Origin of the sequence: Pelagibius litoralis, assembly GCF_011683915.1 — a bacterium.
In the GTDB taxonomy this organism is placed as follows: Bacteria; Pseudomonadota; Alphaproteobacteria; order Kiloniellales; family Kiloniellaceae; genus Pelagibius; species Pelagibius litoralis.
The window spans coordinates 224,281-239,296 of record NZ_JAAQPH010000007.1 but is presented as its reverse complement, the minus strand read 5'-3'; the positions used below and the strand labels follow the sequence as shown (position 1 = coordinate 239,296).

Genomic DNA, 15,016 nt, shown 5'->3' with positions numbered 1-15,016 from the left:
AAAACGCTATTGTGGTGGCGCACGGTGTTGTTCCTTTCTCGTGTCCCAGGACGTCGCCAAACGCTTGGACACCAGTAGAATCAACACCGTGCGCTCAGTCCACCAAATCTAAACCGGACACCAGTGGGACAAGCCCGAGTATGACCACTGGGTGAATTCGAGAGCGGGAAGAGCGCCGCGCAGCGGCCGCAGGATTACAGGCTGGCGACGCTGTGGGTTTCGTAGCCCGCCTCATCCCCGGCGACGCGGAGCTGCAGCACGGCGCGCAGACCGCCGGTATGGCCCTGCTCAAAGGACAGCGAAGCCTCCATCGCCTCGCTCAGCCGTTTGATGATATGCAGCCCCAGACCATCGCCGTCTTCATCGCTGACACAGGCCTTGGCCCCGCGGACGAAGGGCCGGCCCAGCCTGTCGCGCACATCGGACGGCAGGCCCGGGCCGTCGTCCTCGATGGCGATACAGATCCGGCCCTCTTCCACGCAGCGATAGACCGAGACGTCGATCGAGGCGCCGGCCGGGCAGTACTTGGCGGCATTGGCAATCAGGTTGATGGCGATCTGGCGGAGCGCGGTCGAGTCACAGAGAACAACCGCTTCCCCGTCGAGAGGAACGAAGCGAAGCGACTGCTGCTTGACGTCAACGGACCTGGCGAAGGAACGCACGACCTCCGACAAGGCCGCGTTCACATCGACGCGGGTGGTCTGCAGGCTGTCTTCAAAAGCATTCTCTTCACAGCCGACAAAGTTATCGATCAGCCCCAGAAGGTGGGCGCCGCTTTGCCGGATGATGTCGAGATATTCGCCGTGCCGGGACGTGCTTCCTTCGCCCTCCGCCGGCAAGGTGATCTTCATGAGATCCGCAAAGCCGATAATGTGGGTGAGCGGCGTGCGCATCTCGTGCCCGAAGGTCGACAAGCTCGGCGCAAAGGATCGCTCTGCCGGGCTGCGCTGATTGGCGGCCTGCGCCTCGGCAGTGTCAAGCTGGGCCCGGGTCTCGATAATCTGCACGGCCAGGGATGCGAGCATCCGCAGGACCGAGACATGCGCCGGCGGCAGAGAGCGCGGCTTGCTGTCGATCACGCAGAGCGTACCGAGATTGTAGCCCTTGGTCGTGGTGAGCGGCACCCCGGCGTAGAACCTGATCTCGGGGCCCGAGGTCACCAGCGGGTTCGATGCGAAACGCGGGTCCTGCAACGCATCCTCGACGATCAGAGGCTCGCTCTGAAGGATCGCGTAGGCGCAGAATGCATAGTCGCGGCAGGTCTCCGAAGCCGCGAGACCAACGTTCGCCTTGAACCACTGCCGGTCAGTGTCGACCAGGGAAACCAGGGCAATCGGCGTACCCAGAATACCCGCCGCGATCTGCGCAACGGCCTGCAGCTGCGGACAGGGCGGCGTGTCGAGAATCTTCAGCTCGAGCAAAGCCTGGAGCCGCTGTGGCTCATTTATCGGTATGGGCGCGCCCATGTTCTTTCCAACCAAGGTCAGGTCCACACAGTATTAGTGTATATTAATTAAATGCGCCCAGATATCTTAACAAATCGTTTATAATCGCTGTCGTTATATATATATTATACAACCGAGGATGAGGCCATTGCCGGACGCCTGCGCAGCGACTGGCCCACGGGCTTCCAGATCAAAATCGTGAGAAATGCTGAATTAACAGGGCGATCCGCGCTACGCCCGAGCAACCAAAAAGCGCCGTTCAGTGCGCCAGCGCAGCCTCGCGCCGGGCCAGGGCCTCGGCCGACCAGAGTGCCTTGCGGTTGTAGAACTCGGGGAAGGACGGCGTGCCCTCCGGCAGAATCACCCAGGGCTGCTTTGAATCGGTGAAGACGTGGACGTCCGGCGGCAGCCGGTCGGGGTCGTCCAGGGTGCCGACACGCACGAAACGTATGGCATCGCCGGCCCCGGCAAAGTTGCTCCAGAGGGCAACCTGGCAGGTGGGGCAGCGGGTGATCTTCTGGCCCTTGCCGCTGTTGGAAGGGATCACGGCAGCCTGCGGCTCGCCCTGCAGGACCTCCACCCGGTCCGCCTCGATCATCGCGTTGAGGACAAAGGCGCTACCGGTCTCGCGCTGGCACCAGCGGCAGTGGCAGCAATGCACATAGATCGGCTTGCTGGTCATGCGGTAGCGCACGGCACCGCAGGTGCAGCCACCCTCCAAGGTGAATTCCTCCGTCGCCGCCATGTCCGAAACCCTCCCTGAAATGATTGGCGGTCGGGCTTCTGCCTTGCAGGCGGACGCCCGACCGCCAATCAGACTAACGCACTTTCGGGAGTCCCGAAACGGCGGCGCAGCCTGTTCTGACCTATCAGTTCGGAATGTGGATCGGCACGACAACCTGCCGCGTCGCATTGCCGTTGGTCACCTTCAGCAACACGCTATAGGTTCCCGCGCCCCAAGTGCCAAAGGACGGACGCGATGCCAGACGGTAAACGCCGGGCTCGACCTCAAGAAAGCAGGCCGCGCAGATCGCGGAACCGACAAAGACCGGCGTGACGCCCGCGCCCTGGTTGGTGATGGAGGTCAGCGAAAAGGCGCTCTCAGCCAGCCCGGCAAAGGGTGTGCCGTTCGGCCGCTTGGCGTGGACGATCACCTCGACGATGGAATCGTTGCCCGCCGCCGCTTCCCCCGAGGAGCTGCTGCCGGTACAGAGCGTGCTGCCCGACGCACAGTGATCGACATGCACGAGGACATCGAGGTTGTTGGTGAAAACGGCGCTGGGCCCGGCCAGTATGGGTGCTGCCTGGACCAACAGTACCAGCGAAGCCACCAGGGCCAAAGAGACTGAAGCGTAGAGTTTCCGCATTTCGGTTTTCCCCTCCGAAGTTCGTTGCGCCACCGGATCGGTAGCGCGCGAACTCTCTTTCGCAGCGGCCGCTTACCACCGTGGGGAAACTCACACCCCGCCCCTTTGCGACGACACTTAACCCCTTCTTGCGAGGGAGAGACTACCAGGCGCGGCACAACTCAACCGCCCGGGCGAAACGGGCGCGATGCCGGCCCAGGTCGGCCCGTGGCCTGACGACCAAGGCATCGTCGGGCTCTTCGCTCACAGGGCCCAGCGCCTCGGCGGCCAGGCGGGCGGTGCCGATGGCGGTCAGCTCCGCGCCCCGGGGCACCACAAGGTCGCGCTGCAGGATGTCCGCCAGGGTCTGAAGGAAGTAACCGTTGGCCGCCATCCCGCCATCGACGGAAAGCGGCCCGGCAATGGTCACCCTTTCGTCCATGGCGGTGAGAACCTCCGCCGCCCGGAAGGCGACACCCTCCAGAATCGCGCGGACAAGATCGCCCTTGCCCGTCTCCAGCGTCATGCCGATCCAAAGGCCCCGCGCCTTGCGGTCCCAATGCGGACAGGCAAGCCCGGCCAGGGCCGGCACGAAGGCGAGGCCCCGTTCGATGGCCGAAGGTCCGTCGAAGGCATCGATCTCATCGAATTCGGCGAAGAGGCCCAGGCCTCTTGCCCAGTTCATCGCAGCACTTGCGCAGTAGACGCCGCCATCGAGGCCATAGACCGGCGCCTCACCCTGCTTCTGCCAGGCGACCGTCGGCAACAACCCCTTTTCCGGCGCGCGGTGGATCTCGCTGCCGGTCACCATCAGCGCGAAGGCGCCGGTGCCGAAAGTGACCTTCGCATCGCCGGCGGCGCGGCAGCCGTGGCCGTAGAGCGCGCCCTGCTGGTCGACGATGCTGGCGGTGACCGGTACCGCCCGACCGTTCAACCGGATCGCACCGAAGTCGCCGGTCGAGGCTACGATCCGCGGCAGGGCCTCGCCCGGCACGCCGAAGAGCGAACAAAGCGCTTCATCCCAATCCCCGGTCGAGAGGTTCATCAGCGAGGTGCGCGAGGCGGTGGTGATGTCGGTAACGCAGTGCCCGGTGAGGCGATCCAGAAAGAAGGCGTCGGTGGTGCCCAGGCGCAGGCGCCCCTGCGCCGAGAGTTGCTTTGCCTCGGGGATGTTCTGGAGAATCCAGGCCAGCTTGGAGGCCGAGAAATAGGAATCGAGCGGCAGCCCGGCTTTCTCCAGCACCAGGGTCTCGGCACCCTCGGCCTTCAGCCGGTCCACCGCCGGCTGGGTGCGGTTGTCCTGCCAGACGATCACCGGCGAGATCGCCGCCTTGGTCTCACCGTCCCAGGCAAGGCAGCTTTCGCCCTGGTTGTCGATCCCGATGGCTTCGACACCCTCCCCGGCGCTCTCGGCACAGAGCAGGATATTGCGGATCAGTTCCTCCGGATCGTGCTCGACCCAGCCGGGCTGCGGGTAGATCTGCGCGTGTTCAACGGATCGCAGGATGCGCGGCGCCCGCCCGTCCGCGAGCAGCAGCCCCCGGGTGCTGGTCGTCCCCTGATCGATCGCCAGTACAGACATCTCAATAATCTCCCGACCCAGAACTTATCCGACTCAGAACTCATCCGACAGGCCGACCTCGATCGTACCGGCAACCGCCTGCGCCACAAGCGGCTGCAGCGGCAGAAGCAGGCGGCGCTCGGGACGGCTGGCGATCCGGCCCGACCACAAGGTCTTGCCGTTCTGGCGGGCGACGAGGGTTCCGCGCAGCGGTCGCGTGACGCGGATCTGGGCGCTCGCCATGGCGCCCTCCACAACGGACAGCGCCAGCCTCTGCGGCATCACGAACCTGATTGCCGAGCCGTCACGGGGCCGGATCTGTACGTTTGCGGCGGCGTCGGGCAGATGACCGGCAAGACTCCGCGCGATCATCCCGGCGGCAAAGACGCCCTCGCGCCAGGACCAGCCGGCGGTTTCCACCGGGCGCAACAGGTTTCCCGCCGCGAAGACGGCCGGGTCCGAACAGCGCCCGAACTGATCGACCGCCGGCCCGCCGCTACCCGGATCAAGCACAAGGCCCGCGGCCCGCAGCAACGGGACCTCGGGCAGGAACTGACCGGTGAAGATCACGCCGTCCGCTTCGATGCTGCGCTCCCGCCCCGCGGCGTCTCGTACCTCGACACCTTCGACAAGGTCGCGGCCGAGAACGCGCATGACTTTTGTCTTCATATGAAGCGGCACAGCGGTCAGGCGCGCCAGGCCGGCGGCGAACCACCAGGCGGTCACCCTGTCGTTGGCCTCGACCATCGCCACCGGTTGGATGCCCGCGTGACGGCAGGTCAGGATCGCGGAAAAGGAGACCAGTTCGGACCCGACGATCACCGGGCGCAGGAAAGGGCGCGCGCCCTTCAGGTAAACCAGTTGCTGCAGGGCACCGGTCGAGATGACGCCGAAGGGCCTGTTGCCGCCGACAAGACGCCCGGCGCGGCTGCGCTCGCGAACGCCGGTGGCAAGCAGAACCCGCTTCGCCTGGAGCGCCGCCTTGCCGGCGGGCGTCGCGACGATCAGGCGCGGCCCCTTCTCCAGGGCCACCACGGTGGTCTGCGGAAACAGCCTGACGCCCGCGGCCTGTGCCTCTTCAACCAGCCGCCGCGCGTAGTCCGGGCCTTTCAGAACCCGGTGAAATTCCCGCATGCCGAAAGGGTAGTGCCCGCAGTGCCGCGGGATGCCACCGGCCTCGGCCTCCCGGTCCAGCACCACGGCGTCGATGCCCAGCGCTTTCAAACGGACAGCGGCGCCCAGACCGGCAGGGCCGGCGCCGACGATCGCGACGTCGCAGCCAGCGGGCAGGCCCGCGCCCTCAGGTCCGCCGGTCATAGCCCCGCCGGTCGTAGGCCGTCGCCAGCGGTGTGTCGAAGCGGCCGGCGGTGATCTCGGCAAGTTCGCCGAGGCAGTAGAACCCCTGGCAGCGCCCCATGGTGACCCGCGTCCGGCGTTTCAGGGCGGCAAGGCTGGCAGCGGCGAGCGGACCGCAGAGCGCCGCCTCGATCTCACGGCGGGTGACCAGTTCGCAATGGCAGACGATGCCGTCGTTGCCAGGCTGCGACCAGGCGCGTTCCTGGGATTCCGAGATCGGACTGACCCTTGGCCAGCGCAAGTCCGAAGGCGGGCGATGGCGAAGCCCGAAGGCCGTATAGAGGCCGAAGACATGCATGGCAATCCCCAGCGCCGCAGAGAGACCGGTCGAGCGGATACCCCCGACGCTGATGTAGCGCCGCGCGCCGTCGTCATTGATCTGATAATCCTTGTCGGCAGTGGCCGGGCGCAGGCCGGCATAGGTCGCCGTCACATCGAACGCGGCAAGGCCGGGCAGCATCTCGATACCGTGCGCGCGCAGGGCCGCAAGGGTGTCGCCGTCGACGGAGGCATCGTCGCGGCTGTCCTGCTCCTCGGCCGTCGGGCCGACCAGCACGTTTCCGTAACTCGTCTTGCAAATCACGATGCCCTTGGTGGCTTCCGTCGGCACCGGCAGCAGGATCGCCGACAACAGCTCGGAGGCCGCTTTGTCGAACACAACGAACTGACCCTTTCGCGGGCGAATGACGTAGCTGGTCGTCTTCAGCAGGGACTGGTCGACCCGGTCGCCATAAAGGCCCGCCGCGTTGATGACCGTGCCTGTTTTGACGGGGCCCCGCGATGTCTCCAGGGTCCAGGCCTCACCGTCGAAAGCGCCGTCGAGCACCTCCGCGCGGCGCAGAAACGAGGCACCGTTCTCAATCGCCTGAAGCAGATAGCTGTAGGGCGCCGTCCAGGGGTCCATCACATATTCCCGCGGCACGTGGAACCCGCCCCTCACCCGGTCCGACAGCCCCGGTTCTCTTGCCAGAATCTCCGCCGCGCTGAGCGGCTCGACATCATCGACGCCGTTCGCATGGGCCTTGTCGATCAAAGCCGGCAGCCGCGCCGCCTGCTCATCGCTCCAGGCCAGCACCAGGGCGCCGGTTTTCAGGATCGGCAGGTCAAGCCGTTCCCGGATCTCAAGGTATTCCCGGTAACCCTCGGCAATGCATCGCTGCTCAAGCGAGCCGACCGGCGCATCGAAGCCGGTGTGGAGGATGCCGCTGTTTCCCTTGCTGGCCCCATCGAGAATGTCGGCGGCTTTTTCGATCACGATGACGCGCGCGCCCTCAAGCGCGAAGCGCCGGGCTATCGCGCAGCCGACGACCCCCGCGCCGATCACGGCCACATCATAGCTCTCTGCAGTGCCCGACGGTTCGCCCGAAGCCACCGTTCGATATCCCCTAAAGATCAGGATTTAGACTTGTGCGATCGAAATGAGAACGCTAGCGTAGATCAAAATGACTGATCGGTCAAGTTAATGTATTTTCTGACAGAAAAATAAACAAATAAAATCAATATATTAAGTTACTTTTTGTGATTTCGGTCAGTTTATACGGTATCGACCGATGTGACGTCAGGTTGCATGGGCCATGTGCGGTTTGGGCCGGAAATCATGGCCCCAGCAGAATGAACAGGGGGCCAGGGGATGCGGCCAAGAATGCGACAAGCCAGGATTGCCGAGCTTGTTCAAAAGCACCGGCAGGTGACCGTCGACGCGCTGGCCGCGCGCTTTGAGGCATCGCGCGAAACCATCCGCCGCGACCTGAGCACCCTGGCCGAATCCGGTGCGGTGCAGAAGTTCCACGGCGGCGCGCGCCTTCCCAGGACGGAACCAGAAGGCCCGTTTCAGGAGCGCATGGCGCAGAATGCGGCGGCGAAACAAACCATTGCGACCAAGGCCGCCGCGCTTTTTTCGCCTGGGCAGACCCTGTTCATCGACACCGGATCGACAACCCTGCTGTGTGCCCAGGAAATCGCCAAGATGAACGGCCTGACGGTGGTGACCAACTCATCGAGAATCGCCGCAACCATCGCTGCGCAGGGCAACGGCTCCAGCGTGTTCCTCGTCGGCGGCCGCTTTGACGGTGACAATCGCGAGACGCTCGGCCCCACCGCCATCGCCCAGATCGCCACATTCCGGGCCGATCATGCCGTCATCACCATCGGCGCCCTCGATGCCCAGGGCGGCATCATGGACTTCAACATCGACGAAGCCCAGATCGCCCGCGCCATGATCGACAACGCCGACTCTGTGGTCGTCCTCGCCGATTCCTCGAAATTCGGGCAAAGAGGCAGCTTTAAGGTGTGCCCGCTCGAACGGGTTCATACCCTCGTGACGGACAAGCTCCCGGGGGCGGCGCTGCAGAAAGTGTTGGCGGCGGCGAAGATAACAGTGCGATGATATTGGGGAAGTCGACAAGGCGTGAACGCGGGACAAGAAAAAGAAACCGCCGGTTTGCGCAAATCCGGATTGGGGCTGCAGGGGATTTCGGGCATTGCCGAGAGCAATAAAGCTTTATGTGAAGTACATCGATTCCATCTCTGAGAAGATCGGCATCGTGACGATGTATCTCATCGTCGCCATGATCGGCGTTCTCCTGGTGAACGCCATCACCAGAAACATCCTCAACATACCGATCCACTGGGCCATTGAGATGGCCCAGTTCATCCTGGCAGCCTATTACATCTGCGGCGGCGCCTATTCCCTGCAACTCGGCGATCACGTCCGGATGGACCTGCTCTACGACCGCTTTTCCGAAAAGGGCAAAGCGCGGATGGACGCCTTCACCAGCTTCTTCCTGGTGTTCTATCTGGTCTGCCTGTTGATCGGATCGATCTCCAGCACCGCCTACGCGATCAAGTATGATCAGCGCAATTTTTCCATGTGGAACCCCTCCATGATCCCGATCAAGATCATCATGGTTGCGGGTATCGTTTTGATGCTGCTTCAGGCTGTTTCCATGTTCTTTAAGGACTTGGCCAAGGCGAGAGGGGAACCGCCGCAATGAGCCACGAACTCATCGCCATCACGATGTTCGCGACGATGCTGCTGATGCTCCTGATGGGGCAGCGGGTCTTTGCCGCAATCGGGTTTGTCGCCGCCTCGGCGGCGCTGCTGCTTTATGGCCAGGGCGCCATCGAGATGCCCTTCAATGCGGCCTTCAAGCTCTTCAACTGGTTCCCGCTGATGACCCTGCCCCTGTTCATCTACATGGGCTACATCCTCTCCGAGACGCGCATCGCCGAAGATCTCTACAAGATGTTCCACGTCTGGTTCGGGAACATAAAAGGCGGCCTTGCGATCGGGACCATCGGACTGATGGTCGTCATCTCGGCAATGAACGGCCTCAGCGTCGCCGGCATGGCGATCGGCGCCAGTATCGCCCTGCCGGAGATGCTGCGCCGCGGCTACGACAAGATCATGATCACCGGTGTGGTCCAGGCCGGTTCTTCGCTCGGCATCCTGGTGCCGCCCTCCGTGGTGCTGGTGCTCTACGGCATGATTGCCCGCCAGCCGGTCGGCCAGCTTTGGTTGGCCGGGGCCGTACCCGGCCTGATGATGGCGGCACTCTTCATCATCTACATCGCTGTGCGCTGCCGCATCCAACCGCACCTCGGGCCGACGCTCTCCAGGGAAGAGCTGGATGTTCCCATGGCCGAGAAGCTGCGGCTGCTGCGCGCCGGGATCATCCCCTTTCTGATTTTCTTCTTCATGACCGGCCTCTTCGTCATGGGTATTACCAGCCTTGTCGAAAGCTCAGCCGTCGGCGCCGCCAGCGCCACGCTGGCCGCCGTGGCCAAACGCCGCCTCACCCTGCAGATCTTTCACCAGACGGTGAAGAAGACACTCGGCATTTCCTGCATGTTCCTCTGGATCATCCTGGCGGCGCTGGCTTTCGGCGCCATCTTCGACGGAATCGGCGCCGCCCGGGCCATCGAATCCCTCTTCATCACGCGCTGGAACCTGTCCCCCTGGGAGGTGCTGATCATGATGCAGCTTTCCTACCTGCTGATGGGCATGTTCCTGGACGACACCGCCATGCTGGTGATCGTCGCACCACTCTACGTGCCGCTGGTAAAGGTGCTGGGCTTCGATCTGATCTGGTACGGCGTGCTCTACACCATCACCTGCCAGATCGCCTATATGACACCCCCCTTCGGCTACAACCTCTTCCTGATGCGGGCGATGGCGCCAAAGGAGATAACGCTGATCGATATCTACCGATCCATTGTGCCTTTTGTCCTGGTAATGGCGCTGGCCCTGGCATTGGTGATGATCTTTCCCCAGCTTGCGCTCTGGCTTCCGAACTACATCTACGGAAAGTAGGCCAAGCGGCGGGAAAAGACCGGCCCTAACGAGAAGGTCAAACGAGAGAAGATAGAAACCGACGAACAGGAGCGAAGAATGACAAAAAAAATCGATGACAAGGCGGCGAAGAGCGCGGGCAAGTCGAACCGCCGCGATTTCCTCAAAAAAGCAGGCATCGGCGGCGCCACCACGGTTGCCGCTTCCACCCTGGCGGCCCCGGCGGTGCTGTCGCAGTCTGCGCCGATCAAGTGGCGCCTGCAGACCTATTCCGGCGCACCGCTTGGCGCCCACGTCATCAAGCCGCAGATCGAAGCCTTCAACAAGGCCGCCAACGGCGAGATGGAGATCGAGCTCTACTACGCCGATCAGCTGGTGCCGACCGGCGAGTTGTTCCGCGCCCTGCAGAACGGCACCATCGACGCCGTGCAGAGCGATGACGCGACCATGGCCTCGCCCGTCGACGTCAGCGTCTTCGGCGGTTACTTCCCCTTCTCCACCCGCTACAGCCTCGACCTGCCGGTGCTCTTCGACCGCTACGGCCTGAACGAGATCTGGGCGGAAGCCTATGGCGAGATCGAGGGCGTCGAGTGGCTCGGCGCCGGTGCCTGGGACCCGCTCCACATCTTCACCAAAGATCCGATCCGCTCTCTCGCCGACATGAAGGGCAAGCGCGTCTTCGGCGTTCCCACCGCCGGCAGGTTCCTGTCGCGCTACGGCCTGGTCCCGGTGACCGTGCCCTGGGACGATGTGGAAGTGGCGTTGCAGACCGGCGAGCTGGACGGCGTCGCCTGGTGCGGCTTCACCGAGGCCTACGAGGTGGGCTGGGCGGACGTCTGCAACTACGCCCTTCTGAACAACGTGACCGGCGCCTGGTGCGGGTCCTACTTCGCCAACACCGACAGCTGGGCGAAGGTTCCCGATCACCTGAAGGAACTCTTCAAGATCACCATCGACCAGTCGCACTACTACCGCCAGGTCTGGTACTGGGGCGGCGAGGCCCAGCTGCGCGCCGAGGGCAACAAGATGGAGCTGACCACGATCCCGACCGAAGAGTGGGATCAGGTCGTGGCCGATGCCAAGGGCTTCTGGAAAGATGTCGCCTCGAGCAGTCCGCGGGCGGGCCGTGTGGTGAAGATCTTCGAGGAATACACGGCAGTAATGGAAAAGGTCGGCGTTCCCTACCGCTATTCCTGATCTGTGTCACAGAAAAATTGTCGGGGCGGCCCCTTGCGGGCCGCCCCTTTTCTTTGACCTCCTGTTTACACCGATAGTCTCATCACAGACGCCATCGGTGGACGCCGCTTGCCCGGCCGGGCTATCTTGCGGCGGCTCCGCCCGTCCCGCGGGGCAGGTTTCAGGAGTATCCCCTCGCGATGTCCCCCGACTGGATCCCACGCTTTCCGGAACTGACCAAGCTGACGCCGGCCGAACAGACGCTGATCGCCGAGCGGGCACAGGTGGTTTCGCTGCCCGCCCAGACCACTGTCTTCGCACCGGGCCTGCCGGCGGAAAACTTCCTGCTGCTGCTCGACGGCACGGTCCGGGTGCAGCAGGTCTCCTCCGGGGGGCGCGAGATCGTGCTCTACCGTGTCAGCAGCGGCGAAAGCTGCATCATGACCACCGCCTGCCTGCTGTCGCAGGACACCTACAACGCCGAGGGCGTCACCGAGACCCCGGTCCAGGCGGTCGCGGTACCCAGGGCCACCTTCGATGAGATGATGGCGCGCTCGGCCGAATTTCGCCGCTTCGTCTTCGCCGACTACTCCAGCCGCATCACCGACCTGCTGCACGTGGTCGAGGAGGTGGCCTTCGAGCGTATCGACAAGCGCCTGGCCCAGAAACTGGCCGAACTGGCCGACGGTGAAGGGCGGTTGACCCTCACCCATCAGGAACTGGCGGTCGAGCTGGGGACCGCGCGAGAGGTCATCAGCCGCCACCTGAAGGAGTTTCAGCGCCGCGACTGGCTTACCCTGACCCGCGGCCATATCCAGCTGAGCGACCGCGCCGCCCTGGCGCGTCTTGCGGCGGGCGACTGACCGGCCGCCGGTCCCCGCAGAGCGCCCGGCGGGTATTTCTCCCTATGGGTGACTACGTCACATAAGGGTTTTCACCGACTCGCTAGTCTCCGGGCAAGGCAGCGGATTTCCGCGCCCTTCAACAGGAGACAAACAATGAACCGCAATGTTGGAACCTTCGACCGTATCCTGCGCGTCGTTGTCGGCGCGGCGCTGATCGCGCTGGTTTTCGTTGGCCCGCAGACCCCCTGGGGCTGGCTCGGTGTGATTCCCCTGGGCACTGCCTTCATCGGCTTCTGCCCGGCCTATCGTCTGCTGGGGATCTGCACCAGCGCCGGAAAAAACAAAGAGGCCTGAACAGAGGCCCTGCCCACCCGGAAAGCGGGATGCCCAATGAGAGGAAAACAATGAACCCGGAAATCAAGACCTTCTTCGACGAAGCGACCTTTACCGCCACCCACGTGGTTTGGGACCCGGGGACCGGGAAAGCTGCAATCATCGATTCGGTGAAGGATTACGATCCCAAGTCAGGCCGCACCGGAACCGACTCCGCCGATGCGGTGATCGCCTTCGTGACGGCCGGGAACCTGACCGTCGAGTGGATACTGGAAACCCACGTCCATGCCGATCATCTGACCGCCGCCCCCTATCTGAAGGAAAAGCTCGGCGGCAAAATCGCCATCGGCGCGGAGATCGACAAGGTACAGGGCGTCTTCAAAAAGGTCTTTCACGTCGAGGATGGTTTTGCGACCGACGGACGGCAGTTCGACCGCCTGCTGGAGGACGGCGAGAGCTTCTCCATCGGCGGGCTTGAAGCAAAAGTGATGCACACGCCCGGCCATACGCCGGCCTGCGCGACCTATGTCGTCGGCGATGCGGCCTTCGTCGGCGACACGCTGTTCATGCCGGATTTCGGTACGGCGCGCTGCGACTTCCCCGGCGGTGATGCCCGCCAGCTCTATAAGTCGATCCGCAAAATCCTCGCCCTCCCGCCGCAAACCCGCCTCTTCCTCTGTCACGACTACAAGGCGCCGGGCCGCGATCACTATGCCTGGGAAACCACGGTGGCCGCCGAGCGGGCCGAAAACCTTCACGTCCACGACGGCATCAGCGAAGACGAATTCGTCGCGATGCGCAGCGCCCGTGACCAGGAGCTCGACATGCCGATGCTCATCCTGCCGTCGGTGCAGGTCAACATGCGGGCCGGCGACATGCCGCCGCCGGAAGACAACGGCATCAGCTACCTGAAAATCCCCGTCGACGCGCTGTAGGGCACGTCAAGAAAAACAAACCCCGAAAACGGGGCAGGAGGAAATCATGGAAATAAGGAAAGTCGACGGCAGCTTCGGCGTCTCCGCCCAGATCGTGCCAAGCGACCTCGCAGAGATCGCAGAGGCCGGTTACAGAACCGTGATCTGCAACCGCCCGGACGGCGAAGGCAACGACCAGCCGCTGTTTCACGAGATCGAGGAGGCCGCCCTCGCCCTGGGTCTGCAGGCGCTCTACCTGCCCGTCGAAAGCGGCAAGGTCAGCGACGCGGATGCGGAAACCTTCGCCGAGAAGCTCGATGCCGCGCCCAAGCCGGTTTTCGCCTATTGCCGCAGCGGCACCCGTTCGGTCACCCTCTGGTCGCTCGGCCAGGCCGGCAGAAAGCCACTGGCCGAGATCCTGACGGCCACGAAGAACGCCGGCTACGACATGTCCGGCGTGGTCAGGCGCATCGCAAACCAGGGCCGCACGGCGGGCGACGCCATCGACGGCAGGTTCGATGTCGTGGTGGTCGGTGCCGGTTCGGCCGGCATCGCCGTCGCGTCTTCCCTCTTGGCGCGGGCCGCCGACCTGAACATCGCCATCATCGATCCGGCCGACATTCACTATTATCAGCCGGGCTGGACCCTGGTCGGCGCCGGGGTCTTCGGCGCCGACGATACGGTGCGCACCCTCTCCTCCGTGCTGCCCAAGAACGTCCATTGGATCAAGGCCGCCGTTGCCGCCTTCGAACCGGAGCGCAACGTGGTGCTGCTGGAAGGCTGCCGCGCCATCCAGTACGACCGGCTGATCGTCTGTCCCGGCCTGAAACTGGACTGGCATAAGGTCGAGGGGTTGGTCGACACACTCGGCAAGAACGGTGTCACCTCCAACTACCGTTTCGACCTGGCGCCTTATACCTGGCGACTGGTGAAGGACCTGAAGGCGGGAACCGCCCTCTTCACCCAGCCGCCGATGCCGATCAAGTGTGCCGGGGCGCCGCAGAAGGCCATGTACCTCTCGGCCGATCACTGGCACCGCAGCGGCCTGCTCGATCACATCGATATCGCCTTCTACAACGCTGGCGCCGTGCTCTTCGGGGTCAAGGACTACGTCCCGGCCTTGATGGACTATGTGGAGAAGTACGAGGCCGATTTGAAATTCAACCACAACCTCGTCGCCGTCGACGGGCCGGCCAAGCGGGCCTGGTTCGATCAGACCGATACCGAGGGCAAGACGGTGCGCATAGAGCGCGGCTTCGATATGATCCATGTCTGCCCACCACAGTGCGCGCCGGATTTCATCCGCGTCAGCCCCCTGGCCGACCAGGCCGGCTGGGTCGATGTGGATCAGAACACCCTGCGCCACAAAACCTTCGAGAATATCTGGAGCTTGGGTGACGTTATGAATGCACCCAATGCCAAGACGGCGGCGGCGGCCCGCAAGCAGGCGCCTGTGGTCGCCCAGAACGTGCTGGCCGATATGGGCCACGACGTCGCCATCGGCCACTATGACGGCTACGGCTCCTGCCCGCTGACGGTGGAGCGCGGCAAGATCGTGCTGGCCGAGTTCGGCTACGGCGGCAAGCTGCTGCCGAGCTTCCCGGGCTGGCTCATCAACGGCAAGCGGCCGAGCCGACTGGCCTGGCTGCTGAAGGAGAAGATCCTGCCGCCGGTCTACTGGCAGGCCATGCTGCGCGGGCGGGAATGGCTGGCCAAACCGGAAGTCGTCAACTGAGCACGCCAGCGTGA

General features: G+C 63.8%; 14 protein-coding genes. 8 read left to right on the top strand and 6 right to left on the bottom strand.

The window, feature by feature from the left end; translation table 11 throughout:
• Window positions 1–194: 194 nt before the first annotated feature.
• The 6 genes from HBA54_RS11560 to HBA54_RS11535 form a co-directional block, all read right to left on the bottom strand.
• Window positions 195–1,466 (bottom strand): sensor histidine kinase, encoded by a 1,272-nt coding sequence (locus tag HBA54_RS11560; RefSeq protein ID WP_167224576.1) that lies wholly within the window; start codon window positions 1,464–1,466, stop codon window positions 195–197.
• A gap of 238 nt (window positions 1,467–1,704) precedes the next feature.
• On the bottom strand, window positions 1,705–2,190 hold the full coding sequence (locus HBA54_RS11555; RefSeq protein WP_167224574.1) for a GFA family protein: 486 nt from the start codon (window positions 2,188–2,190) through the stop codon (window positions 1,705–1,707).
• Between the two features lie 124 nt (window positions 2,191–2,314).
• Entirely contained in the window at window positions 2,315–2,812 is a 498-nt protein-coding gene (locus HBA54_RS11550; protein ID WP_167224572.1) for a hypothetical protein, read from the bottom strand.
• A 142-nt stretch (window positions 2,813–2,954) separates the two neighbouring features.
• A complete protein-coding gene (locus HBA54_RS11545; protein WP_167224570.1) occupies window positions 2,955–4,373 on the bottom strand; it encodes an FGGY family carbohydrate kinase in 1,419 nt (472 codons plus the stop codon).
• 33 nt (window positions 4,374–4,406) lie between these two features.
• A complete protein-coding gene (locus HBA54_RS11540) occupies window positions 4,407–5,669 on the bottom strand; it encodes an NAD(P)/FAD-dependent oxidoreductase (protein ID WP_167224568.1) in 1,263 nt (420 codons plus the stop codon).
• A complete protein-coding gene (locus tag HBA54_RS11535) occupies window positions 5,653–7,080 on the bottom strand; it encodes an NAD(P)/FAD-dependent oxidoreductase (protein WP_322096026.1) in 1,428 nt (475 codons plus the stop codon). Before HBA54_RS11535 ends, HBA54_RS11540 begins: the two co-directional genes overlap by 17 nt.
• 258 nt (window positions 7,081–7,338) lie before the next feature.
• Between HBA54_RS11535 and HBA54_RS11530 the strand changes: the two genes are divergently transcribed.
• The 8 genes from HBA54_RS11530 (at window position 7,339) to HBA54_RS11495 (ending at window position 15,002) form a co-directional block, all read left to right on the top strand.
• Entirely contained in the window at window positions 7,339–8,094 is a 756-nt protein-coding gene (locus HBA54_RS11530) for a DeoR/GlpR family DNA-binding transcription regulator (RefSeq protein WP_167224566.1), read from the top strand.
• Between the two features lie 94 nt (window positions 8,095–8,188).
• Complete coding sequence (locus tag HBA54_RS11525) at window positions 8,189–8,701, top strand: TRAP transporter small permease subunit (protein WP_240932623.1); 513 nt, start codon at window positions 8,189–8,191, stop codon at window positions 8,699–8,701.
• Window positions 8,698–10,020, top strand: coding sequence for a TRAP transporter large permease (locus HBA54_RS11520; RefSeq protein ID WP_167224564.1), 1,323 nt, complete (start codon window positions 8,698–8,700; stop codon window positions 10,018–10,020). The genes HBA54_RS11525 and HBA54_RS11520 overlap by 4 nt, the downstream gene beginning before the upstream one ends.
• 78 nt (window positions 10,021–10,098) lie before the next feature.
• Entirely contained in the window at window positions 10,099–11,196 is a 1,098-nt protein-coding gene (locus HBA54_RS11515) for a TRAP transporter substrate-binding protein (RefSeq protein ID WP_167224562.1), read from the top strand.
• A 179-nt stretch (window positions 11,197–11,375) separates the two neighbouring features.
• Window positions 11,376–12,038, top strand: a complete 663-nt coding sequence (locus HBA54_RS11510; RefSeq protein ID WP_167224560.1) for a Crp/Fnr family transcriptional regulator — start codon at window positions 11,376–11,378, stop codon at window positions 12,036–12,038.
• 135 nt (window positions 12,039–12,173) lie between these two features.
• The gene (locus tag HBA54_RS11505; RefSeq protein WP_167224558.1) at window positions 12,174–12,374 is read left to right on the top strand and encodes a YgaP family membrane protein; all 201 of its coding nucleotides are present in this window, start codon (window positions 12,174–12,176) and stop codon (window positions 12,372–12,374) included.
• Between the two features lie 50 nt (window positions 12,375–12,424).
• Entirely contained in the window at window positions 12,425–13,288 is an 864-nt protein-coding gene (locus HBA54_RS11500; RefSeq protein WP_167224556.1) for an MBL fold metallo-hydrolase, read from the top strand.
• Window positions 13,289–13,334: 46 nt separating this feature from the next.
• Window positions 13,335–15,002, top strand: coding sequence for a bifunctional protein tyrosine phosphatase family protein/NAD(P)/FAD-dependent oxidoreductase (locus tag HBA54_RS11495; protein WP_167224554.1), 1,668 nt, complete (start codon window positions 13,335–13,337; stop codon window positions 15,000–15,002).
• The last annotated feature ends 14 nt before the right edge of the window (window positions 15,003–15,016 follow it).